The sequence below is a fragment of the Paenibacillus endoradicis genome, from assembly GCF_024721975.1.
Window position 1 is genome coordinate 474,689 of record NZ_JANQBB010000001.1, and the last position, 23,447, is coordinate 498,135.

The following is a 23,447-nucleotide window of genomic DNA, read 5'->3' on the forward strand; positions in this document are numbered from 1 at the left end:
AAATGCAGTCCTTTTTGTACCGAATATTAACGGCTGTAGAACTCGACAATTTGTTGCAAGTCGATTTCTTGAGAAAGTTCAGCACGTTCAGCAAGACGAGTGTATTTACCCTCAACTGCTGATTCGTTGAACTCAATGTAACCAGGAAGGTGCACACGAGATTCGATAGCTTCCTTAACTGATTTCATGCTACGGCTACGTTCACGAAGACCAATTACATCGCCAACAGAAACGGAGTAAGATGCAATGTCAACTTTTTTACCGTTTACTGTGATGTGACCGTGAGCAACTAGCTGACGAGCACCAGCACGAGTGTTAGCAAAAGCTAGACGGTAAACTAGGTTGTCAAGGCGGCTTTCAAGAAGCACGATGAAGTTATCACCAGCAATACCCTTGATTTTCGTAGCTTTAACGAATAGATTGTGGAATTGTTTTTCGCTCAAACCGTACATGTGGCGAAGTTTTTGTTTTTCCATAAGTTGTAGACCATAACCACTGATCTTGCGACGAGAGTTAGGGCCGTGTTGGCCTGGAGGGAAAGCTCTTTTCAAGTCTTTACCTGTACCGCTTAGAGAAATTCCAAGGCGGCGGCTTAATTTAAATTTAGGACCAGTATAACGTGACATGTGTCGATTAACTCCTTCATCAAATGAAATTATTGAGGATGGGGTTGTGTTTCGCGGATAAGAAGGTTATAAAGTAAGAATTCATTCTTACACTGCCCCGCACATCAGCCGCAGGCTTGACAGTCCTTACATATCCTGAGGGTGACACAAAACCGTACGCCCTAATACCATCATTCATATATTATAAAGTTTTACACTTAAAAGTCAAGAAATGAAATAAAACTAGCACTTTTAAATATATTTGTAGATAAGTGCCTAAAGTCCTAATATTTTGAAGGTTGTTAGTGCAAAGTTCTCAAAAATAGAGTATGATATGGAAGAGAAAGCTCATCTCCTTAGGAATTACAAGGGAAGGGTTGGGTGTGTGATGATGGACGGAACTATTGGATTAAATAAACCAACAATTTGGTTTGCAGATGAAGATTTCCATGATGCAGATGAACCGTACCTTCCAGAACTATTAACTGAAAGTTATAAGTCTTGGTACGATGATGCTGAGGACATGAAATTATGTATGTCTGGAATATTTAGACTGTACACTAAAGCGAATAGTTACTTTGGTAATCATTCGGAGTTATCGTTACCCGTGAGCGTGCTGCAGTTAGATGCTCAAATGAGTCGTGCAGCAGAATTATGTTTAGAGCAAGGACAATTTATTCAATTCAACTATGAGAACATTCAATATAGCGCGATACTTGTTAAGCGTAGAAGAGATTCTGTTGCTTTTGCAACTTTTGTGTATGCAACGAAAGTAGATCAAGCGATATCGGATATCGAACTTGAAGCATATATGAAACATTTCCGAGTACATTTTTATCGTATCTTTGAAAGTGTATTTGTGAAAGAAATTATGATCCAGAAAACATTGATCGACAAAGAAGCTAGTCACCGTGAACGTTTATTTCTAATTTCTAAGCGATTATATGATCAGATCAATGCTGAAAGTGTCGTTCGTGAAGTGTTGTATAGTCTTGAGGATCTTTATCAAGATTCCGAAATTTATTTGTATCTTTCACAAGATCACTTAGAAGGTGATGCTCGTGTTCGTCCTCTTGAATTTCGAAACTCAGCGAATGATATTGTGACGGAAGCGTTTTTGGAAGGTAAGTGTTGCATTGATCGTGAGCAGAATGGATATATCAAACTAGCGATACCGATGAATGGAAAGCAAGCTGCTTATGGTGTACTTTGTATTGAAATAAAAAATTCTCATTGGGATGAATCTGATTTGCCTGCATTTATGTTAATTGCAGATACTGCAGGTTCTGCATTTGAGAATGCAAAGTTGTATGAGCAATCCAATTTACTCATTAATGAATTGAAAATCATTAATGACATGACAAAGCGTTTGAATCAATCTTTACGTTCTAAAGAAATATTCCAATTTGCAACATCAGAGTTGATGAAAATATTTGAAGCAGATTACTGCTGTGTGTTACAACTTGATCGTGAGAGCAATGAGTTCAAGATGAAAGCAAGTAATCATGAAGCATTAGTAGGAAAGACCTACTCTATTGATTACGGATTTACTGGGATTGTGTACCGTACGAAAGAAGCGTTGATTACTTCTGATTATTGGAATACACAACCTGTATCCTCAGAATTAATGGATGATACAAATTCTCGCTCCTTGATCGGAGCACCTATTTTCGTAGAAGGTGAAGTTGTAGGTGTGATTCTTGTTACGCATCGAGATGCTAATCATTTCTCATATGATAATTACAAATTGCTTCAAGTTATGAGTTCTCATATTGGTTTAGCTGTAACGAATGCTTCTTTACATGCTGAGATGCGAAAAATGGTCATAACTGATAATTTAACAAATTTACATGCACGTCATTATTTGAACGAGCAAATCCAGCGTCGTCAACGTTCAGACGCGCAAGGTTCATTGATTCTTGTTGATATAGATTTCTTCAAAAATGTCAATGATACGTATGGTCATCAAGTAGGTGATCGTATTCTTATTCAAGTTAGTGCAATCATTCGTTCTTCTATTCGTAATGGTGATATCGCAGCAAGATGGGGTGGGGAAGAGTTGGCGATCTATTTGCCAAATGTCCATGCTTCACGTGCCATTCAAATTGCGGAGCGCGTAAGAATTAGAGTAGAGAATGAAACGGATCCGAAAGTTACTGTATCATGCGGAATTTCTGAGTGGGAATCTGGTCAAGATAAGATTAGTGTAGAATCACTTTTCTATCGCGCAGATATGGCGTTGTACGAGTCAAAGAAGAATGGTAGAAATCGTATTAATATTGGATAATGTTGATTTTTATTAATATTGAATTATGAGTGGCTGAATATGAACTGCACGATGCAGTTTATATTCAGCCACTTTTTGGTTTGTAATATCGAATAAGATTAGTGAGAAAGAGTCACTCTAACAACGTAGCATTAAAGAGAGGGTGATTTGAACATGAGAAGAATTAATTGGCGTATTAGAGTAACGATTATATTATGTGCAGTTCTATTACAAGGATGTAGCATAATCACTGGTAATAGAACTGGTGATGATTGGTTGGAGCTTGTACATGCAGGCATCACTGCTGAAGATGACTTTCGTTTTGATGGCTCGGTTGCCATGGGTTTTACAGATGGTATTGCGTTAACTCCGTACTCATTCGAAGGGGAAATACAGAGTCATAAACAAATTGCATTATATGTAAAAGAAAAGAACAGTCTTGTGCGTAATCCAGTTAATGATCTGGATTTTATTGCGATGAATTACAGTAATGCTGAAATTGTCTATGAAGGTTTGGATAAAGAACAAGAGCAAAGTATCGTAGTTATTCAAGTCACTGCAGACGAAGAGGCGGCTACAAGTCGTTGGAAGGATCAATTAGAGCAAGAATTAACTAGCGTTACAATACAAGCCATTGGTGCGGCAGAAGAGGGTAGCAGCAATGTGAAGCTCGTTCAACAGGAAGCTCGTGAAGCTGAAGCAGCGCTAGCTGAGATGCTGAAAGAACTTAAAGTAAGCATGAAGTATACGATAACGATTGATAAGTTGAGAGCGAAGCCATTGAAGATGGAAGAGTATGTGGATCTACACTATAAGAAAAATGGATCACCGCTTAATGAATATCGTAAAACTAACATAAAATTTGACTTGGATGGACTAGAGGCAGGTTAATCTTAACTCCATTACTGCAAAAGTTATGTTGAAGTGATAAAGTAGTAATAGAAATTGATATAATAATTAGTTGAAAGTTCGAGGAGGTTTTTCAATGAGGGATCCAAGATTGAAACGTTTAGCACAAAATTTAGTGCAATATTCAATCAATGTACAACAAGGCGAGAATATTTTGATTGAGATGATCGGCGAAGAGACTGAACTCGTTAAATGTTTAATCGAAGAAGTCGCAGCTCGCGGAGGTCATCCATTTGTTGAATTGAGCGATCGTTCTGTTCTGCGAACGCTTTTACAACATGCAACAGAAGAACAAATAACACTTTGGGCAGAGCTAGATCTAGCTCGCATGAAAAAAATGGATGGATATATTGGTGTACGTGCAGGTAATAATGTAAATGAGCTTCAAGGTGTTCCGGCGGAAAAGATGAAATGGTACGAACAAATTCATCGTACGAAAGTACATATGGAACAACGAGTTAAGAAAACGAAATGGGTTATATTACGTTATCCAAATGCATCTATGGCACAATTAGCGCAAATGAATACGGAGTCATTCGAAGATTTCTATTTCAATGTATGTAATCTTGATTATGCAAAAATGGAACTAGCAATGGAACCATTATTTGAGCGGATGAAAACAACGGATCAAGTACGAATTGTATCACCAGGCACTGATCTTTCATTCTCTATTAAAGGTATAGGAGCTAAAAAATGTTCAGGTCATCGTAATATACCAGATGGGGAGGTTTTCTCAGCACCAGTGAGAGATTCTGTCCAAGGAACGATTCATTATAATACACCGACAGTATACTCAGGAACGACATTCCAAAATATTAAATTAACATTTGAGAATGGGAAAATCGTTGGAGCCGAAGCCGGAGATCAGACTGATAAACTGAATCAAATACTCGATACAGACGAAGATGCGCGTTACATTGGAGAATTTGCGATAGGTTTTAATCCGTACATCTTGAATCCAATGAATGATATTTTATTCGATGAGAAGATAGCAGGAAGCTTACACTTTACTCCAGGCCAATGTTACGAAGAATGTAACAACGGTAATAATAATAGCTCTATTCATTGGGATCTTGTATTAATACAACGTCCAGAGTATGGTGGCGGAGAAATCTACTTTGATGGAGAATTAATTAGAAAAGATGGGCAATTTGTTGTCGATGATCTACTGGCATTAAATGCTGAACATCTGATTTCGTAATAAGTTTATTTGAATTATTATGGAAACTACTTGAAGGAAGTTGCGTTTCAAGGTATGATTGTAACTGAAAAACCTTATTACTATTATGGAGGGATCTCCCATGTCTAATAACGCCGCAATTGTTGAAATTTCTCAAGCAGCAGGCAAATTCACTTCTTCAATCGTACTACAAGCAGAAAGTAAATACATCGATGTTAAAAGTATTCTAGGTCTATTTACAACTTTAGTTGGCGGTCACGCTTATGAACTGCATGTTCATGGTCCTGATGCAGCTGAAGCTAAAGTAGCTATGGCAGATGTTTTCGCAAAACATAACTTGAATGTAACAATTATAACTGAGTAATAAAATGGAAAGGGCACTTCTTCCCACGAAGAAGTGCTTTTTTATATATATAATGACTTTATCCTTGTACTATAATTGATTTTCGACTAATATAAAGAGAGTATAAGTTGTTCGAGAAGCAGTGAAGGAGGGATTCGATGTCTGCACTAGAGAATACTGAATTTTTAAATGAACGAGCACTACGTCTTCTGCAAGAAGATGCAGCTAAAATAGAGAAGCTAATAGAAGTTCAGATGGCGAATCTTACTACCCGTCAGTGTCCCCTATATGAAGAAGTACTTGACACCCAAATGTATGGGTTCTCACGTGAAGTTGACTTTGCAGTTCGTATTGGGTTAGTTAATAATAATGATGGTAAAGATATTTTAAGTCGTCTTGAACGTAATTTGGCGGTATTATATGAGGCACTAGATCAGAAGGGACAATCTCTATAGAGATTGTCTTTTTATATTGTAATTAAAATTGTAAGATTATCTATAAAAATGATGAAGTTTTTGTGAAACTACTTAAAACTGCCAAATGTATCCTGTTTTCAATTGAATAACCTTGATAAAGGATTCTATATCCTTTACAATGTACATATATGGCATATTGAGGAGTGAATGACATGACCGAAGAACTTCAAACTGGTGTAATTCGTATTTCTGATGATGTAGTAGCTACAATAGCGGGACTTGCGGCGCTCGAGACTCCTGGAATCGCAGCGATGTCTGGTGGGATCTCTGAAGGCCTTGCCAAACGTCTTAGTGGTAAGAATGTCCAAAAAGGTGTTAGTGTAGAAGTAGGGCAATTAGAAGCAGCCATTGATTTACGTATTATCGTTCATTATGGTATTCCTATTCAAGAGGTAAGTCGTCAACTGCAATTGAACGTTCGAGAAGCGGTTTCTAATATGACAGGACTTCAAGTCGTTGAAGTGAATGTAAAAGTTGAAGGCGTAGCCTTCAAAGAAGAGGAACAAGAAGAAGTAGTTATGCGTTTGAAATAAATAGATTATAAAAACGACTGCCTGTCCTTTAATCAAAGGACGGTGCAGTCGTTTTTTTCGTTGTTGTAGAAGTAATCGTAGTTTTGTGCAGCACTTTATAATATTCTCTTGAAATACTGAGTAACACACCCATACACATTAAGGTAACAAGCAAGGAAGAACCGCCATAACTAATGAATGGTAATGTAACCCCTGTAAGCGGAATTGCACCAGTAACCCCACCGATATTAATAAATGCTTGGAAAGCAAGTAATCCTACGATCCCAACACCTGTAACCATTCCAAATGTATCTGGACAGCGAACAGCAACAAGTAACCCTCTCCAAATAAATACGAGGTAGAATAAAATAAATAGAGCAGCACCGATAAAACCGAGTTCCTCTGCAATAATTGCGAATATGAAATCGTTATAAGCATATTGCAAATAGTGGAGCTTTTGCACACTTTCACCGAATCCAGCTCCTGCAATACCACCATGCCCTAATGCTTGCAGGGATGAGACAAGCTGCCATGCATCACCTTGAGCATAAGCGAGAGGATCTTTGAAAGAAGTGAAACGAGCAATACGATATCGCCAACTAGCTGGGTCAATCAAATAGGATATTGCAACCATTGGCGTAAGAACGGCGACTCCAATAACAGAAGTGAAAAAGAGTTGCTTTAAATTTGCGCCTCCGGCCCAAATCATCATTGCCGCACAGCTAACTATAATGATACAAGCACCTAAGTCAGGTTGCATCATTATAAGTGCACATACGAAAGCAACAATGATAAGTACGGGTACTAATCCACGCTTGAAGGAACGGAATTTTTCACCCTTTTTGGCAATTAGCGCACCTAGATACAGAATCAGTGATAGCTTGGCGAATTCTGTTGGCTGTATTCCTAGACCAGCAAATCCGAACCAACTTCGTGCACCGTTAAGTTCCGTTCCAATAAATGGAACAATTGCTAGCATAATTATTACTGGTATAAATAGTAATATTTGTAGTTTTCCAAGTTTTCGGAATGGTATGTTCATTAGGAAGAACATTCCGACTATCCCTAGAGCAGCAAAGACGAGCTGGCGTTTTGTGAAATATAGTGCGTCGTTGTCGTATACGGGAGATACAACAGCAATACCTGAGCTCGCGCTAAACACCATAACTAGTCCAAAACCGACTAGAATTAAGGTCATTATAAGAAGTAGAAAATCTGGTCTACCCTTGCTTTTTTTTTGCGGAGCTTTCATATAGTTACCTCATTATTAGCTTAATGATGCTTTCAATTGGCTCAGGCCTTTATCAGCAATAGTAAGCACATTTTTCGGAATAGGAGACTCATAATCAAGACCATGTGGGAAAGTAGCTCGTCCGATATATACGTCTTCAATGTTAAGTACAGCATGTGGATTTTCTAGTTTTCCTTCAATTGCACGAGTGCTTACTCGCACGTAGTAATCTGCATCAGTTTCTTTGTCAGAAATTTTCAAATCGTATGTAGCGCGATAGTATTCCCACTGCCAGCGTACAAATCCAGCTTTCTCAGCAGCTTCATCTAAATACCCTAATTCGCTAGTTAGTCCATTAAGACCGGAGTTTTCGATAATCATATAATTTCCTCCCAAAACTTTTCATAATATTTCGATGTTACTTCTCATGAAAGAAAAGTAGCAAAGTTAGACTAGTGAAGATCATGCATAGCTTTTAGAAAAACTTTTTAGTATTAATGTAGCGTAATAAATTAAAAGGCTTCATCATATAGAACTGTTGTTATCTTTCATAATGATAGTATGTTTCCAGTTCTAGTGCAAGTATTACTCATAGACAAAAAGCAACAGATGCCGACTTCTGCTGCGTATCAAACCTATTAAAATGAGTATTACCTCTTGTTGCTTTGTTAAACGGTTACCCAAAAGCATATTTTCTGTTACACTATATGATGAGATATTTTATAGTAAAAGGTAGTAAAATCAGGAGGTAACACCATGAACATTATTGCACATTTGGAGCCACATATTGAAAACATATATGAGAAAGCAGTGCACTGGCGTCGTTATCTTCATGAAAATCCAGAGTTATCATTTCAAGAGACGAAAACTTCCGCATGGATTCAAAAGAAATTAGAAGAAATGGGTTGTCATGTGCAGAGATGTACGCAAAGCAATGGACTAATTGTATCTATTGTTGGCGCTCACAATGGCCCTACAGTAGCTTTGCGTGCTGATATGGACGGTCTACCCATCCAAGATGAAAAAACAGTCGCTTATGCTTCAAAAGTGCCTAATGTGATGCATGCATGTGGCCATGATGGTCATACAGCTACTTTATTAGCAATTGCTGAATTTTATACGCAGCATACCGATAAGCTGAAGGGTGAAAGAAGATTATTATTTCAACCTGCTGAAGAGGTTGCTCCAGGCGGCGCAGCACCGATGATCGCTGAAGGTGTATTACGAGGAGTGGATGTCGTATACGGAGTGCATCTGTGGACTCCATTGCCGTACGGTAAAGTGTCCACCCGCGCTGGTAACTTTATGAGTGCAGTTGATGATTTCTATATCGATATTCAAGGGCTTGGAGGCCATGGTGGCATGCCGCATGACACTGTAGACACGATTGTAGTAGGAACTCAATTCGTTCAATCATTGCAAACGATAGTTAGTCGTAGTGTCAATCCAATGAATCCTGCAGTTGTAACGGTAGGTTCTTTCCAAGCTGGTCATGCCAATAATATTATTGCTGAGCGTTGTGGAATTAAAGGGACGATTCGAACTTTTGATGAACCAACGAGAGCATTAATTCATGACAAGTTAGAAAATATATTAATGACAACTTGTAATATGTATGGAGCAACATATTCATATAATCTCAAAAAAGGTTATCCTTCAGTTATTAACGATGAAACAGAGGCTAATCGTGTGTTATCAGTGGCAAGAGAAGTTATTGGTGCAGATAACGTTATCGTGGCAGAGCCGATTATGATTGCAGAAGATTTCTCTTATTATTTGAAAGAAGTACCTGGATGTTTTATGTTCGTTGGCGCTGGTAATGAAGAATGCCAAGCAACATATGCTCATCATCATGCTAAGTTCGATATTGATGAACGTGCGATGAAACATGCGATAAGAATGCTAGTTCATGTCGCTGAGCAATATGCGCAATAAAAAAGCTGATTGTAGTGGGAAGTTTATTCTTCCCATTCTGCAATCAGCTCATTTTTTGTGTTATACAACTCTGCACTTTCTTTTTGGGAAAGATCCCACACGTCATCACTACCCCAATAATAAGAATAGAGATCTTTTGATTTTTGATTTTCAGTAGCGTAAATCGTAATTTTTTCACCTGGCTCTAATATAAACTCTTCAAAAATGTAAGTTTGATTACCTGTAACACTCAAAAGTTTCCAATGGCTTAAATCAATTTCAGTCAAGGTATGATTAGAGATGATTGCTTTTTGTTCTCGCTTATTTATCGCTAATGAGATGCCTGTGTAACGCGTTTCTTTGATCGTAACATCTTCATTACTCGTTTCTTCCGCGTTAATCCAAACTCCAGTATGATTACCTTTAGCTTGTTGTTCGATCTGTTTATAAACGTTTTCCATCTTAATGTTTGGTTCGACAATTAGTAATTTGGCATAACCGAGTTCTAACAACTTTTCATTCAGTATTGTTCCATCTTGCAGCTGAACAATGGCTTGTAATTGGCCATTTTCCTTTCGCATTTCTGTATCAAAACTTAACATCACTTGTTCGGAGGCAAGGAGTTGATCAGAAATATATTGATGAATATCCGTTCCGAATGCTTCATCGTTAATGTTGGTAACATCAAGAGAAAGAAAGGTTACTTGTTCAATATGATCGCCTAATAAAATTTCAAAGGAGTCATTGTTTAATATTTTGCCGACTGGAAACCAGGTATTCTCTTTTATTACATTTGAAGTCGTAGCCGGGAGTGCGGAGCATGCTGCCAAAAGCATAAAAGCTAGGCAAAGCCCAACGTAATTCAAATTTCTCATATAAAGAATATCCTCCAAAATGTAGAAAATCGTGAATAATTAAACGATTATTTTATCTATTATACCATAATTAGCAGTAAAAAATATATGTTTCCAGCAAATGACTAGGTAATAGAGCATAAAAAGTGCAACAATCTTTCATACTGTAGCTATAAAGCTAGTTACAAGGAGGGTTTTATTTGCTCACAAAAGAGGCAATAATTGTACAAAGCGATCTTTCAATCTTACTGGATAGTCGTTCTATCTATGCAGTTGAAGTTCAAAAACAAATACAGCCTTTTACAGAACTTATTAAAGTAATGGGACAATATGAAGTGTATGAAGTGACAGCTATTACTTTATGGAACGCGCTGACACTTGGGATGAAGAGTGAGCGTATTCTTGATATTCTTCGCATGTATGTAAAAGGAACAATTCCTATTATGGCACATCAGAAGCTTCAATTATGGCTAAATCGTTTTGGTAGATTACAACTACAATATATCGACCAACAGTTATTGCTGCAAGGTGACTCAGAGATTATGAGTGAGCTTGCTCATCATAATTATATTCTAGATTGGATTGTGTCGAAGACAAGAGATACAGAGTGGATATTGAAGCGGGAAAGTCGTGGATTTGTTAAGCAAGAACTAGCTCGTGCAGGATATGCAGTGACTGATCTTGTTGGATATCACGAAGGTGAAACTTTATCAATTGAATTGCTAGAGAAAACTTCGAAAGGTCAACATTTCCAATTGCGAGATTATCAACGTAAAGCGATTGCTGCTTTTCATCGTGACAAATTAGGTGGCAGCGGCGTAATTGTATTACCTTGTGGCACAGGAAAAACAATAACTGGTATTGGTATTATCGCAAGTTTACAATCTGCGACGCTCATCGTTACGTCTAGTGTAACTTCAGCCAATCAATGGCGACAAGAATTAATTGAAAAGACCAATATTGATCCTAAGCGGATTGGTATATATGGCGGTAAGCAACGAGAAGTATTAGAAATCACGATAGCTACTTACACGATACTTACCCATAGACAACCATCATCAGATCAATACTTACATATGAAATTATTTTCCGAGCGGGATTGGGGACTTATTATTTATGATGAGGTTCAATTATTACCTGCGCCTATTTTTCGTATGACGGCGACGATTCAAGCGACGAGAAGACTTGGTCTAACCGCTACATTAATTCGTGAGGATGGTTGTGCTCATGATGTTTTTTCTTTAGTTGGCCCGAAGCTTTTCGACATGCAATGGAAGAAAGCAGAAGAACAGTCTTATATCGCGAAAGTACATTGCACTGAAATTAGAGTGTCATTAGCCAAAGAGTATCGTGAAGCATACCTATATGCACAACCTCGAACACGACTGAGAATAGCGGCTGTCAATCCCGGTAAACTAACGATTGTTAAGGAACTACTACAGCAACATCGTGACAAACCAACTTTAATTATTGGTCAATATATATCACAACTAGAAGAAATCGCATCTGCGCTTAACGTTCCGATGCTTAGTGGAAGCACAAGGCAAGTCGAACGAGAAGCGCTATATGCTAAATTCCGTAGTGGAGAATGTCCTATTCTAATTGTATCTAGAATTGCTAATCTAGCTGTAGATTTACCTGATGCGTGTGTTGCTATACAAGTTTCAGGAAGCTTTGGATCAAGGCAAGAAGAAGCACAACGAATCGGACGTCTCTTACGACCTAAGCATACTCTGAATGAAGCATGGTTCTATACATTAGTAACAGAGGAGACCAAAGAAACAGAGTTTGCTTTGAAGAGAGGGATGTTTATGCTTGAACAAGGTTATCAGTATCAATGTATATCACAGCATGAGGTGTTAAGTGAATGAATATGCACACTTGGCGTGGAAAATTAGATCGTGGTGTTCAGGCGAAATATATGAATCATCAGTTACTGAAGCCATTTAGTCAGGAATGGATCTGGGAGCAAGCAATTGTTGAACCCCAAATCATTCTTTTCGTGAAAGAACAACTCAATGACTATGATGAATTGGTACTACAATGGTTGTTACAAAATAAGGGGAACACCGTTACAGAACAAGAACAACTGATCAACGCCATGAAAATTCAATTGCATATATCAGGACAACAAGCGTTATTTTCTTTACTCTCCTTAGCAGAATTTGGTGTTATACAATGTAGAAAACATCCATGGAAAGGTCATATGTGGCAAATGCCATATCCTGTTTTTCATAATTGGCGCAGTACTATAAATCAAGAATTTCAATATTGGAAGCAATCTAGAGATCTAAATATCGCATACTATACTGTTGACCAAGGAAATATGATACCACTGGGAAAAACATTAATGTATATATTACTTGCAATGAATAAGTTGGATTTAAGTTACACGAAGAAAGGAGAGCTAGCAAAGTTAACAAGAGAGAAGTTAACAGCACTTAGCGCTTCTATAGATAATGAGTTTTTACGAGATCATCTTCCACATCTTCGCAAACAAACTTATGGTGCTAATCTGATGTTTTTTTTGGAATTAGCTTATGCCTTGCAATTAGTTGAGGAAACCGATGTAGGTTTAAAATTGAACATGTCTCATATTAACGAGTGGCTCCTACTTCATGAATGGCAACGAGAGGCTTTACATATGCAATGGATGTGTGAGTTCTTTCTCGTTCAACCCTATTATGAATCTACTGCTGTAACAATTAGTGAACTTATGACTTGTAATGCTGGTTTATGGTATGAGATTCATGCTCCTTCATATGAGTTGCAACTGTTATTGTCTATGTGGCGAACTTCAGGGTGGTTGACAACTCTTTCAGAGAAAAATTCAGAATACGGTACTCGTATGTTTGTACAACGTCATATTTTTGCATTGCATAGTCAATCTCAACTTGCGATTCAAGACAACGGTGAAATAATCGTTATGCCAGGAACTTCCTACCGACAGCTATGGCTCCTTGAACAGATTGCTGAGCGGATCAGTGAGCAAGAGATTATTGTATATAAATTAACATTACAGAGCTTAGTCAAAGCTCTAACAACTGGATATCCATTAGATCAAATAAAGCAATGGCTAGGGCAAAGCTGTGATCATGATTTACCGCAAATTGTTATACATATGCTACAAGCTGCGCGAACGACTTATGAGGAGTCTAGGCAGCGAGTTAACATGTCTAGTGAATTATTCGAAGTTAATCAAGATAAGGTGACCGTACCGAGTTTAATGACGAGTAAGAATGAGAAAAAGGTTACAAATTGTTCTTTACTTCATATGGAAGTGGTGTTTAGAGATGCATTACACCTCTTGCGGCCAATTGAACAATGGGGTAAGTGGTTAGCGACAACCAATCTAGTGTTAGACGAACCGTTATTAGAACATGAGGAACGGTATGAGCTACTTACTATGCAAGAATATGGTTCAATTACGACTAGTTGGATGACAGAATGTCGTCAATACCATTACTCTACTAGCAAACAAATTGTACAATTAGCTATAAATCATCAATTATCTTTGCAAATTAAAAAAGAAGGGGAATTGTTATATTTCCATCCGAACCGAATGTTAGAAGTTGATGATAAGTGGGTAGTAGAGGGAGTATTTGATCGTCAGCAAAGCGATGAACTGCAACTCGAACAGCTCAATGATTGGCAAGGTATTAAATTACATATAGCTACAGTTTTGTGATTTCTATTGGCGTACATTGCTGATTATGATAATGTATAGTTATAGCAATATGAAAAGGTGGTATGATGCCGATGTATGATCAAGTACAAGCAGTTGCGACTGAACCAGAAATAGCAACGTTAGATATGGCGTCGTTACTTCTGAAAGCATATGAGCTTGGTGACACTATTATTGATTCCGCTCCAGTTGCTAATTATTTATATTGGCAATCTGAAGTAGCTAACAATACAGAAGTGAAAGAAATACAACGTGAGTTCAACAAAGCTAAAGAACTTTTTGAAGAATGTCAACGTTTTGGAAGATTCCATCCCAATTATCATGAAGCAAAAGATAAAGTGAAGGAAGTCGAAGCGAAGTTGCAAGCAATTGCTTGCGTACGACAATTCAAAGAGCAAGAGCAGCAGTTGGATGAACTATTGCATGAAGTAGCTACGACAATTGCAAGAGCTGTTTCGGAAACTATTAAAGTACCAAGCAATGAAAAAGGCGCTGGAGCAGGCGGTGGCTGCGGTAGTGGTGGTTCTTGTAGCTGCGGTAGCGGTGGTTGCGGCTAAATCCTTTATATTGAAAAATGAAGTATAAGCTTTCGAAGTACTTTTCATTTGCTCTAGTAGTGAATCGAGAAGGCAATGAAAAGTTTTGGGAGGAATCATAACCAATGTTACCAGAGCGTACAGGTTTTATTATATGGGTTAGCGATATGAAGGCAGCTAGAGGATTGGAACGTTTCGGTACAGTTCATTATATGTCCCGTAAGCTACATTATGTTGTGTTGTATATGAATGCTGACAAAGCGGAAGAGCAACTCAAGCAACTTCATCGACTTGCTTATGTTAAAAAGATCGAAAGATCTTATCGTAATGAGATTCCAACAGAATACAGTAAAGATGTTGAAGATAAAACTAGAGCATACAGCATTTAGTATGTGAAGGTATGACAAGGAACTGAGGCAAATGTAGTTTTTACTACCTTTTCTCAGTTCTTTTTCGTTTTTAATAGCAAAGTTAGTCAATTGATAAGTTGCCGGTTAGTCAGTTAATTAATGGGCTCTTTAAATTCATAAAACACTTATTAGGGGTAGCAGATGCTATCCTTTTTTAGTTTCATCAGAAAATTACTTTTAAGTTATAAATAGAATATATTTCCATATTTTTTTTTCGGTATATAGTAATTAATTTGATCTTCATGTGTATTTGTTGGAAAATTCACCCAAACATGTTAATATAGGAATATAGATATAGGCTTTAATACCTAGTCCAAGGAGGAGCATAATATGAGAGAGAAGCGGACAAGGCGTTGGAGTACATATGAAACTTTTTATATTGAGCTTGGTACAAAAAAAGTGGCAGACATTCATATTACAACGCATGCTGAGAAACGTTGGAAAGAACGCGTCAATCTATCACCTGTTGGAATGCAACATATCGCAGATTATATGTGGGATAGCTTGAGACGATCAGCTATCAAGATGTATTACCAAGGGGAAGAAGAAGCCTATATCATTGATGATGATCTTGTGTTTATTGCGGATTTTACTGAATCTGATCATGACAAAGATATATTAGGTAATCCCTTGCATCGTATGCATGTCATTACTTTTCTCGGTCATTTATCCGAAGTTGTACAACTTAGAGATTTAAAGTCATATTACACTTGGTTAAGACATAATCGGAAAATGAATTTATTAAAAAATAGTAGAACGATAAGATGATCAATCGCAACTGTTTTTATTCAGTAATTACATAATGACAAGTAACTAATTACGAATGTCCCTTAAAAATAATGCTACACCAATACGAGACATGTATGTTAAGAAGAGGCTACTATTCAAGGTCACTGATCTTGAATAGTAGCCTCTTTTGGCTAACTAATGATTTATATTGAGAGATCAGGACTAAAGTAACGAAACCTATGTATTATAATATTTTGGAAGTTGTTGTATAATGGCAACAGTAGAAAGGTGGGAAAGACATGGCCTTAAATTTTCATCAATTACATATTTTCCATACCGTTGCGGATCGAGGTAGTTTCTCTGCCGCAGCCCAAACTTTATATATGACTCAGCCAGCGGTAACGATGCAAATCCAATCTCTCGAAGAATATTTTGGTACAAAGTTATTTATGCGCTCTACGAAAAAAATTGAGTTAACTGAAGCGGGAAAAGTACTGTTACCCTACGCTAAGAAGAGTATTGATTTGATCAGAGATACAGATATGGTGATGTCTAGTTTTACGAAACAACTGAAAGGTCGTTTGCAATTAGGGGCAAGCTTAACGATTGGTGAGTCTATTCTCCCACGCTGGTTAGGACCTTTCGGTAAGGAATTTCCTCATATCGGTATTAGTATGAAGGTTATGAATACGACTCATCTTATTGAGGAAATCGAGAATCATCAACTTAATTTTGCAATTATCGAAGCACCAATTCAGCATCCTGATATGCATATTGAAGCAGTGATGGAAGATGAGTTGGTCCTTGTTGTACCAAGCGATCACCCACTTGCAGATTTGGAAAAATTGCAACTTGAGGATGTACTACAATATCCATTTATACTACGTGAACAAGGTTCAGGAACAAGGCAAGTTATGGAAGATAAACTCATTGCTAATGGCTTTGATCCTCTGCAATTAAAAATTGTTATGGAACTAGGAAGCACAGGGGCAATCAAATCAGCCGTAGAAGCAGGACTAGGTATATCATTCTTATCGATATCTTCTGTGAAGCATGAAGTTGCTCTTGGACTTATTAAAACATTACCTATTGAGAATGTAACGTTTAAGCGTCAATTTTATTCCGTGTATTTGAAATCATCTTTATTGCCTATTTCGGCAGTCACGTTTTTGAACTTTCTAAGAGAGAGGGACTTAAGTCAATGGCTATAATTCAAACTACTATAGATATGCATGTTCATACGACTGCTTCAGATGGATTATTTTCACCTACAGAAATTGTAGCAATGGCAGCGCAATTAGGGTTAGCTGCGGTAGCGATAACAGATCATGATACAACCGCAGGGGTTAAAGAAGCGCTAATAGCGGCTGAACAATTTCATATTAAGTTGTTACCTGGAATAGAAATTAGTACCGTCGCTGATGGACAAGAAATACATGTGTTAGGTTATTTCACGAATAATGACGATGAACTTTGGCAACAGCGCCTTATCCAATTAGGAGCCACACGTGAAAGTCGTAATGAGATGTTACTTGCGAAGTTGAATGAACTTGGAATAGTTATAACATGGCAAGAAGTGATTGAGATTGCCGGTGATGCCCATGGATCTATTGGCAGACCTCATTTTGCGCAAATTCTTATTAATAAAGGGTATGTGAACAATAAGCAAGAAGCGTTTGATCAGTATCTTGGAGAGCATGGGAAAGCCTATGTGCAACCATTACGAATTCATCCATCAGATGCCTATCAATGGATTAAGGAGGCTGGTGGAGTGGCAATTCTTGCACATCCTGGCATCTATCACAACGATGCGCTAGTCGAACAATTGTTACAAGCTGGAGTAGACGGAGTGGAAGTTAATCACTCCGATCATACACCAGACCAAATAGAATACTACCAATCGTTAGCTAAACGATACAACTTGCTAATGACAGCAGGATCAGATTTCCATGGTATTGATGAACAGGGTACTCAAATTCATGGTCAATTAGGCAGTGTAAGTACGTCTATGGAAGTGTACGACCAGATCTATTTACTTCATAGGTCGCGAATGCAATAATCTTTCATAATGAAACAGGCATGTATGTCTCCACGGAAGTGAGGACGTACATGCCTGTTTTTGGTTAGTTCCTTATTTTATAACTTGAGGTAAAGCTTTTAATCTCGCTTCATCAGGAGTAATAAATACAGTTTTCTGATGATCGTAGATGACGAAACCAGGTTTTGAACCACTTGGTTTTTTCACATGACGAATTAGTGTGTAGTCTACTGGTACGAGACTAGAGGATTTCGCTTGCGAATAATGAGCAGACAGCATAGCAGCTTCTTCTAACGTTGGATCTCCAAACTCAGTACTACGAATAACGACATGAGAACCAGGAATATCTTTCGTATGTAGCCAAGTATCGTTCGAACTAGCTAGTTTGTTTGTCACGTACTCATTTTGTAAATTGTTCTTACCTACAAAAATTTCAATACCTTCTGATGAAGTGTAGCAAAGTAGTTTTGGCTTCGCATTTTTCTTCTTTTTAGGTCCTCTACGGACACGTTCACGTAGATATCCACCACTTACAAGCTCTTCGCGAATTTCTTCAATGTCGCCAATTGCTGCGATTTCAAGTTGTTGCAAAATATTGTTGAAATACTCAATTTCTCGCCCCGTTATTTCCATTTGTTCTAATACAACAATTTGACTGTTTTTTTGTTTACTATAGCGCTTGAAATAACGCTGAGCATTTTCAGAAGGTGTTTGTTGAGGATCTAACTCAATCTTAACGGTTGCTTGATCTTCATCGTAATAATTGACTACTTCGACGAAAGTATCTCCACGGTTCATCTGATGCATATAAGTTGTTAACAACTCTCCAATAATACGGAAACGGTCTGAATCCTTGGCTTCCGTTAATGTTGCTTCAAGTTTAGTTAACTTCGTTATATTCTTCGCTTTCTCGTTCTGAACAAAACGAATGAGATCACTAGCACGCTGCTTAACCGTATCGCGCTCTGCTTTGTCGCCATAGAAAGCTTCTAGACATTCACTAATTGTGCTGTACGTAGAATGCTCACCTGCAATATGAGTAAGTGCTGTGATAGAGAAGGCGGGTTTACTGGTCTGCTCATTTCTAATAATGATCGGGTGATACTGCTTCTCTTGAACTTGTTGCTGTAATTGGTTGAAGCTTTGCCATAATGCTTGCCAATCTTCAATTTCCAATGAACCTCCAAGCAACATTGGACGTTGTTCAGCGGGTAACCACTCTTCATACTCACCTGTTAATCCGCGATAAATTAGTTCTTTGGCTAATAATGGACTTAATCCACTAAAGCTATTAACTAACTGCTTACTTGTTAAGCAATTGTCAGTTGTTAATTCCTCATTGTGAGACAAAAGAATTTCTTCGAACTGAGCATAGCTATTCACCGTAAGTGGATCAATTTTATGCTGCTCAGGTGGCGAAGTATAGCTACTGCCTGGCATTACGATACGATAACTACTTAGTGCTGGTGTAACGTGATGAATTCCATCATGAATATTTCCTGTATTTGGATCAACAAGAATGATATTACTGTGACGACCCATAATTTCAATAATGATCCGTTTGAAGGAAGTGTCACCAACTTCATCTCGATGACGAATATCTAGATGAATGATTCGCTCACGAGTAACTTGCGAGACGGCTTCAATTACACCACCTTCACAATATTTACGCATAAGCATACAGAACATAGGTGCTTCTAGCGGATTGCTATATTGGGCTGTTGTCCAATGTACACGCGGGTAAGTAGGGTTGGCAGAAAGCAACAACTTACCTTGTACACCATTGCCACGTACGCTAAATACAAGCTCATGGCTCGTAGGTTGATGTATTTTAAGGATTCTTGCGCCTACACAAGCTTGAAGCTCGTCCACAATTGATTTTGTTACTAATCCATCCAAAGCCATAGCTGTAAACCTCACTTTACTATTTCATATCTCTATCATGCCATAACTTTTGTGAAAACTTAAGTGCTTTAGGGATATTTTATAAGTTGTCCGAATACATTTACGTTAGAAAGGTTGTCTAGCAAAATGGACAAATACAGGAGGGAAGCAGAGAATGAGTCAAATTCTATGGCATCAATTAAATCGTGAAGAGCTTACTGAAGCACTAGAAAGCTCGGAAGTACGCGGCTTAAGTCAGGATACTGTCACTGAGCGATTGTCACAAAATGGGTTGAACGAGCTAGCAGAGGGCGTAAAAGTATCGCCAATTCATCTGTTTTTGAACCAATTTAAAGATTTTATGGTGTTAGTACTGATGGGGGCTACGCTAATATCTGGCCTTCTTGGCGAATATTTAGACGCGATAACGATTGTTACTATTATTGTTATTAATGCAGTGCTTGGCTTTGTTCAAGAGTATCGAGCTGAGCGTTCTTTATTAGCATTAAAAGAAATGTCTGCACCAATGGCTAAAGTATTGCGTGATGGGAAGCAAATATCGATCGCGGCGAAAGAGGTAGTTGTTGGCGATATTGTGCTAATTGAAAGTGGAGATCGCGTACCAGCAGATATTCGTTTTCTTGAGGCGAACAATTGTTATGTAGAAGAATCAGCGCTTACTGGTGAGTCCATCCCAGTGTCAAAGCATGAGAGTTCGCTACGTGAAGCGGATCTTCCACTAGGGGATCAACGAAATGTTGGCTTTATGGGCACTTTAGTTACACGTGGTACAGCAATAGGGATCGTAATTCGCACAGGTATGGCAACTGAAATGGGTAAAATAGCGAACTTGATACAATCAACAGAAGAAATGCAAACTCCACTGCAGCATCGACTGGAACAACTAGGGAAAATATTAATCGCCGTAGCCATTGCACTTACTTTAATGGTTGTCGTAGCAGGAATTATGCATGGACAGCCAGCTTACGGAATGTTCCTGGCAGGGGTTAGCTTAGCCGTTGCTGCTATTCCTGAGGGGTTACCTGCAATCGTTACTGTCGCATTGGCATTAGGTGTACAGCGTATGATCAAACGTAAAGCAATCGTACGTAAACTACCTTCGGTAGAAACATTAGGCTGTGCATCTGTTATTTGTTCTGATAAGACAGGCACACTTACTCAGAACAAAATGACTGTCACGAATGTATGGCTAAGCGATCGTGCTTTGTCTGTAACAGGTCATGGATATGTACCTAATGGTGCGCTATTCGAGAATGGTCGTGAAGTAGATACTCGTCATGACAATTCAATTAAACGATTGCTACAAATTAGTGCGCTATGTAATAATGCGAGGCTCGTTCAAAATGAAAATATAGAGCGAAAAGGGAAAAATCAAGTAGAACAAGAGGAATGGTTACTTAACGGAGATCCAACCGAAGGTGCTCTGTCCGTACTTGCTACAAAACTGGGATCTCCAGCGAAAATGTTGGAAGCATTATATACAAGGGTCAAAGAATTTCCGTTTGATTCCGAACGTAAGCTAATGTCGGTTGTGCTATCACATCAAGGTGGTAGAATTGTCGCAGCAAAAGGTGCACCCGATGTTTTATTAGAACAATGTTCACATATTTTGTGGCAAGGGAAAGTCATTAGTTTAACCCCTGCGTTACGTCAAAAATGTGCTTCTGCCTATGAACAGATGGGTAAATCAGCACTTCGCGTACTTGCGATGGCGTATCGTGAACTATCTAGTTACGATCGATGCGAACAAGTAGAAGATGCAGAACGTAGTCTTATCTTCGTTGGTTTAACAGGTATGATTGATCCGCCACGAGCCGAAGTGAAAGATGCGATTTCTACATGCCGAGCGGCTGGCATCAAGACAGTAATGATTACAGGCGATCATCAGCTTACTGCAGAAGCAATAGCTGGTTCATTAGGGATAATTCCGCGAGGCGGCGAATCGATCTCTGGACGTCAACTTGAAGCGTTAAGTGATGACGAACTCGACAAACGTGTAGAAAATATTTATGTTTATGCCCGTGTCTCTCCTGAGCACAAGTTGCGAATCGTTCGTGCATTGCAACGAAAAGGTCATGTCGTCGCGATGACTGGTGATGGGGTTAATGATGCACCTGCAATTAAAGCTGCAGATATTGGCATTGCAATGGGGATTAACGGTACAGATGTTACGAAGGAAGCATCATCTCTTATTTTAAGTGATGATAATTTCTCTACTATCGTTGCCGCCATTGAAGAAGGTAGGGGCATCTATGAAAATATCCGGAAATTCATTCGTTATCTACTAGCATCCAATGTGGGTGAAATACTTGTGATGTTCTTGGCGATGATGGCAGGACTTCCATTACCGCTTGTACCAATTCAGATTCTATGGGTTAATCTTGTGACGGATGGGTTACCAGCGATGGCGTTAGGAGTAGATCAGGCAGAAAATGATCTCATGAAACATCGTCCACGTAAGGCAAAAGAAAATATATTCTCACGTCGCTTAGGTTGGAAAATTATTAGTCGAGGAATATTGATCGGAGTATGTACACTTGCTGCTTTTTGGGTAACGTTGCAAGAGGGTGATCTTGTTAAAGCTCAAACTGTTGCTTTTGCTACACTCGTTATTGCTCAACTTATCCACGTATTTGATTGCAGAAGTTCACGCTCGATTTTCCATCGTAATCTACTGCAAAATAAATATCTGTTGTTAGCTGTATTATCTTCCCTTATCTTAATGCTTGGCGTTATGTATATTACACCATTACAGCCTATCTTCAATACAGTTCCGATCGGTTTACGTGAGTGGAGTCTTGTCGTTGTAGCTGCTGCTATTCCTTCTGTTTTCTTCGGAGTGGGAAGTGTAATGAGTGGAAACAAATCTAAGAAAAAAAGTAACAAATGGAATTCAGCTGCCAAGGCTGCTTAATTGAATAATTGTGCAAATATTAGTACAGATCATCAATTCTCATCTCTCTCGTCATTCGATATGCTTAATGACACATAGAACAACGCGATGGCGAGGAGAGAGAAATATGGAATTCACTAAAATGCATGGACTAGGAAATGATTTTGTAATCGTATATGGGGAGCAACAATTGCCTGAGAATGCTTCTGAATTAGCGCTACAAATATGTAACCGTTACTTCGGGATTGGAGCAGACGGTCTTGTATATATATTACCTTCTGACAAAGCAGATTTTCGTATGCGAATTATGAATTCCGATGGTACAGAAGCAGAACAATGCGGTAATGCGATTCGTTGCGTATCCAAATACGTATATGATAACAATTTGACTGATTCCGAAGAAATAACAATTGAGACTTTAGGTGCGGGTGTACAAAAAGTACAATTAATGGTTAATGATGGTATGGTTGAAAAAGTTCGTGTAGATATGGGAGCTCCGATCTTACACGGTCTAACGATACCAACTACAATTGATAGTGATCACATCATTGAGCAGCCAATCGAAGTGAATGGACAACAGTTTACATTTACCGCTGTATCTATGGGTAATCCACATTGTGTAATCCCGGTTGAGGATGCTGCTACACTAGATTATTCGGTTATTGGCCCAATTCTAGAAACTCATGAACTATTTCCTAAAAAAATTAATGTTGAATTTATAACGGTTTATAATCGTTCACATATTGAAATGCGCGTGTGGGAACGTGGTGCTGGACCTACATTAGCATGCGGTACTGGGGCATGTGCTACTCTTGTAGCATCTGCTTTACGTGGTGTCACTGATCGTGAAGCTACCATTTCTTTGAAAGGTGGAGACCTTTACATTGAATGGAATTCAAGCGATAATCATGTATATATGACAGGACCTGCCGAAGATGTATTCCGAGGTACGTTCGAGTAG

21 protein-coding genes are annotated in these 23,447 nt (G+C 38.4%); 16 read left to right on the forward strand and 5 right to left on the reverse strand.

Annotated elements, in window-relative coordinates; all coding sequences use genetic code 11:
- Positions 1 to 26 precede the first annotated feature (26 nt).
- Positions 27 to 626 carry a 30S ribosomal protein S4 gene (rpsD, locus tag NV377_RS02065; RefSeq protein WP_258199509.1) on the reverse strand — a complete coding sequence of 200 codons (600 nt, stop codon included), beginning with the start codon at positions 624 to 626 and terminating at the stop codon, positions 27 to 29.
- Positions 627 to 993: 367 nt separating this feature from the next.
- Between rpsD and NV377_RS02070 the strand changes: the two genes are divergently transcribed.
- From NV377_RS02070 to NV377_RS02095, 6 genes are all read left to right on the forward strand, one after another.
- A complete protein-coding gene (locus NV377_RS02070; protein WP_258199510.1) occupies positions 994 to 2,892 on the forward strand; it encodes a sensor domain-containing diguanylate cyclase in 1,899 nt (632 codons plus the stop codon).
- 153 nt (positions 2,893 to 3,045) lie between these two features.
- A complete protein-coding gene (locus NV377_RS02075; RefSeq protein WP_258199511.1) occupies positions 3,046 to 3,762 on the forward strand; it encodes a hypothetical protein in 717 nt (238 codons plus the stop codon).
- A gap of 94 nt (positions 3,763 to 3,856) precedes the next feature.
- Positions 3,857 to 4,981 carry an aminopeptidase gene (locus NV377_RS02080; RefSeq protein ID WP_258199512.1) on the forward strand — a complete coding sequence of 375 codons (1,125 nt, stop codon included), beginning with the start codon at positions 3,857 to 3,859 and terminating at the stop codon, positions 4,979 to 4,981.
- A gap of 100 nt (positions 4,982 to 5,081) precedes the next feature.
- The gene (locus NV377_RS02085) at positions 5,082 to 5,324 is read left to right on the forward strand and encodes an HPr family phosphocarrier protein (protein ID WP_258199513.1); all 243 of its coding nucleotides are present in this window, start codon (positions 5,082 to 5,084) and stop codon (positions 5,322 to 5,324) included.
- Between the two features lie 137 nt (positions 5,325 to 5,461).
- The gene (locus NV377_RS02090) at positions 5,462 to 5,758 is read left to right on the forward strand and encodes an Fpa/YlaN family protein (protein ID WP_258199514.1); all 297 of its coding nucleotides are present in this window, start codon (positions 5,462 to 5,464) and stop codon (positions 5,756 to 5,758) included.
- A gap of 173 nt (positions 5,759 to 5,931) precedes the next feature.
- Positions 5,932 to 6,312 carry an Asp23/Gls24 family envelope stress response protein gene (locus NV377_RS02095; RefSeq protein ID WP_258199515.1) on the forward strand — a complete coding sequence of 127 codons (381 nt, stop codon included), beginning with the start codon at positions 5,932 to 5,934 and terminating at the stop codon, positions 6,310 to 6,312.
- Positions 6,313 to 6,340: 28 nt separating this feature from the next.
- Here the strand turns inward: NV377_RS02095 and ftsW are convergent, their stop codons facing one another.
- Both ftsW and NV377_RS02105 read right to left on the reverse strand, forming a co-directional pair.
- On the reverse strand, positions 6,341 to 7,543 hold the full coding sequence (gene ftsW / locus NV377_RS02100) for a putative lipid II flippase FtsW (RefSeq protein ID WP_258199516.1): 1,203 nt from the start codon (positions 7,541 to 7,543) through the stop codon (positions 6,341 to 6,343).
- A 15-nt stretch (positions 7,544 to 7,558) separates the two neighbouring features.
- Positions 7,559 to 7,903 (reverse strand): YugN family protein, encoded by a 345-nt coding sequence (locus NV377_RS02105; protein ID WP_258199517.1) that lies wholly within the window; start codon positions 7,901 to 7,903, stop codon positions 7,559 to 7,561.
- Between the two features lie 375 nt (positions 7,904 to 8,278).
- On the opposite strand from NV377_RS02105, the gene NV377_RS02110 reads away from it, so the two are divergent.
- Positions 8,279 to 9,457: an amidohydrolase gene (locus NV377_RS02110; protein ID WP_258199518.1), complete on the forward strand. Its 1,179-nt coding sequence runs from the start codon at positions 8,279 to 8,281 to the stop codon at positions 9,455 to 9,457.
- Positions 9,458 to 9,480: 23 nt separating this feature from the next.
- Here NV377_RS02110 and NV377_RS02115 read toward each other — a convergent pair whose 3' ends face one another.
- A complete protein-coding gene (locus tag NV377_RS02115) occupies positions 9,481 to 10,311 on the reverse strand; it encodes a lamin tail domain-containing protein (RefSeq protein WP_258199519.1) in 831 nt (276 codons plus the stop codon).
- Between the two features lie 179 nt (positions 10,312 to 10,490).
- Between NV377_RS02115 and NV377_RS02120 the strand changes: the two genes are divergently transcribed.
- The 7 genes from NV377_RS02120 (at position 10,491) to NV377_RS02150 (ending at position 17,709) form a co-directional block, all read left to right on the forward strand.
- Complete coding sequence (locus NV377_RS02120) at positions 10,491 to 12,161, forward strand: DNA repair helicase XPB (protein ID WP_258199520.1); 1,671 nt, start codon at positions 10,491 to 10,493, stop codon at positions 12,159 to 12,161.
- Positions 12,158 to 13,978: a helicase-associated domain-containing protein gene (locus NV377_RS02125; protein WP_258199521.1), complete on the forward strand. Its 1,821-nt coding sequence runs from the start codon at positions 12,158 to 12,160 to the stop codon at positions 13,976 to 13,978. The genes NV377_RS02120 and NV377_RS02125 overlap by 4 nt, the downstream gene beginning before the upstream one ends.
- A gap of 71 nt (positions 13,979 to 14,049) precedes the next feature.
- Complete coding sequence (locus tag NV377_RS02130) at positions 14,050 to 14,532, forward strand: YlbF/YmcA family competence regulator (RefSeq protein WP_373425785.1); 483 nt, start codon at positions 14,050 to 14,052, stop codon at positions 14,530 to 14,532.
- 104 nt (positions 14,533 to 14,636) lie between these two features.
- The gene (locus tag NV377_RS02135) at positions 14,637 to 14,900 is read left to right on the forward strand and encodes a YlbG family protein (protein WP_258199522.1); all 264 of its coding nucleotides are present in this window, start codon (positions 14,637 to 14,639) and stop codon (positions 14,898 to 14,900) included.
- Between the two features lie 351 nt (positions 14,901 to 15,251).
- Positions 15,252 to 15,689, forward strand: coding sequence for a hypothetical protein (locus tag NV377_RS02140; RefSeq protein WP_258199523.1), 438 nt, complete (start codon positions 15,252 to 15,254; stop codon positions 15,687 to 15,689).
- A gap of 260 nt (positions 15,690 to 15,949) precedes the next feature.
- Positions 15,950 to 16,861 carry a selenium metabolism-associated LysR family transcriptional regulator gene (locus NV377_RS02145; protein ID WP_258199524.1) on the forward strand — a complete coding sequence of 304 codons (912 nt, stop codon included), beginning with the start codon at positions 15,950 to 15,952 and terminating at the stop codon, positions 16,859 to 16,861.
- Complete coding sequence (locus NV377_RS02150; protein ID WP_258199525.1) at positions 16,852 to 17,709, forward strand: PHP domain-containing protein; 858 nt, start codon at positions 16,852 to 16,854, stop codon at positions 17,707 to 17,709. The genes NV377_RS02145 and NV377_RS02150 overlap by 10 nt, the downstream gene beginning before the upstream one ends.
- A 72-nt stretch (positions 17,710 to 17,781) precedes the next feature.
- Here NV377_RS02150 and NV377_RS02155 read toward each other — a convergent pair whose 3' ends face one another.
- Entirely contained in the window at positions 17,782 to 19,593 is a 1,812-nt protein-coding gene (locus NV377_RS02155; protein WP_258199526.1) for an Rqc2 family fibronectin-binding protein, read from the reverse strand.
- A 154-nt stretch (positions 19,594 to 19,747) separates the two neighbouring features.
- On the opposite strand from NV377_RS02155, the gene NV377_RS02160 reads away from it, so the two are divergent.
- Positions 19,748 to 22,507 (forward strand): calcium-translocating P-type ATPase, SERCA-type, encoded by a 2,760-nt coding sequence (locus NV377_RS02160; RefSeq protein WP_258199527.1) that lies wholly within the window; start codon positions 19,748 to 19,750, stop codon positions 22,505 to 22,507.
- 106 nt (positions 22,508 to 22,613) lie between these two features.
- Complete coding sequence (gene dapF / locus NV377_RS02165) at positions 22,614 to 23,447, forward strand: diaminopimelate epimerase (RefSeq protein WP_258199528.1); 834 nt, start codon at positions 22,614 to 22,616, stop codon at positions 23,445 to 23,447.

What these genes read in the sequence shown, in the direction of transcription:
- NV377_RS02090 (WP_258199514.1), top strand. Translation starts at nt 5,462, where the DNA reads ATGTCTGCACTAGAGAATACTGAATTTTTAAATGAACGAGCACTACGT.
- ftsW (WP_258199516.1), bottom strand. Translation starts at nt 7,543, where the DNA reads ATGAAAGCTCCGCAAAAAAAAAGCAAGGGTAGACCAGATTTTCTACTT.
- NV377_RS02105 (WP_258199517.1), bottom strand. Translation starts at nt 7,903, where the DNA reads ATGATTATCGAAAACTCCGGTCTTAATGGACTAACTAGCGAATTAGGG.
- NV377_RS02070 (WP_258199510.1), top strand. Translation starts at nt 994, where the DNA reads ATGATGGACGGAACTATTGGATTAAATAAACCAACAATTTGGTTTGCA.
- NV377_RS02140 (WP_258199523.1), top strand. Translation starts at nt 15,252, where the DNA reads ATGAGAGAGAAGCGGACAAGGCGTTGGAGTACATATGAAACTTTTTAT.
- NV377_RS02075 (WP_258199511.1), top strand. Translation starts at nt 3,046, where the DNA reads ATGAGAAGAATTAATTGGCGTATTAGAGTAACGATTATATTATGTGCA.
- NV377_RS02150 (WP_258199525.1), top strand. Translation starts at nt 16,852, where the DNA reads ATGGCTATAATTCAAACTACTATAGATATGCATGTTCATACGACTGCT.
- NV377_RS02130 (WP_373425785.1), top strand. Translation starts at nt 14,050, where the DNA reads ATGTATGATCAAGTACAAGCAGTTGCGACTGAACCAGAAATAGCAACG.
- NV377_RS02110 (WP_258199518.1), top strand. Translation starts at nt 8,279, where the DNA reads ATGAACATTATTGCACATTTGGAGCCACATATTGAAAACATATATGAG.
- NV377_RS02085 (WP_258199513.1), top strand. Translation starts at nt 5,082, where the DNA reads ATGTCTAATAACGCCGCAATTGTTGAAATTTCTCAAGCAGCAGGCAAA.
- NV377_RS02115 (WP_258199519.1), bottom strand. Translation starts at nt 10,311, where the DNA reads ATGAGAAATTTGAATTACGTTGGGCTTTGCCTAGCTTTTATGCTTTTG.
- NV377_RS02160 (WP_258199527.1), top strand. Translation starts at nt 19,748, where the DNA reads ATGAGTCAAATTCTATGGCATCAATTAAATCGTGAAGAGCTTACTGAA.
- dapF (WP_258199528.1), top strand. Translation starts at nt 22,614, where the DNA reads ATGGAATTCACTAAAATGCATGGACTAGGAAATGATTTTGTAATCGTA.
- NV377_RS02080 (WP_258199512.1), top strand. Translation starts at nt 3,857, where the DNA reads ATGAGGGATCCAAGATTGAAACGTTTAGCACAAAATTTAGTGCAATAT.
- NV377_RS02135 (WP_258199522.1), top strand. Translation starts at nt 14,637, where the DNA reads ATGTTACCAGAGCGTACAGGTTTTATTATATGGGTTAGCGATATGAAG.
- rpsD (WP_258199509.1), bottom strand. Translation starts at nt 626, where the DNA reads ATGTCACGTTATACTGGTCCTAAATTTAAATTAAGCCGCCGCCTTGGA.
- NV377_RS02155 (WP_258199526.1), bottom strand. Translation starts at nt 19,593, where the DNA reads ATGGCTTTGGATGGATTAGTAACAAAATCAATTGTGGACGAGCTTCAA.
- NV377_RS02145 (WP_258199524.1), top strand. Translation starts at nt 15,950, where the DNA reads ATGGCCTTAAATTTTCATCAATTACATATTTTCCATACCGTTGCGGAT.
- NV377_RS02095 (WP_258199515.1), top strand. Translation starts at nt 5,932, where the DNA reads ATGACCGAAGAACTTCAAACTGGTGTAATTCGTATTTCTGATGATGTA.
- NV377_RS02125 (WP_258199521.1), top strand. Translation starts at nt 12,158, where the DNA reads ATGAATATGCACACTTGGCGTGGAAAATTAGATCGTGGTGTTCAGGCG.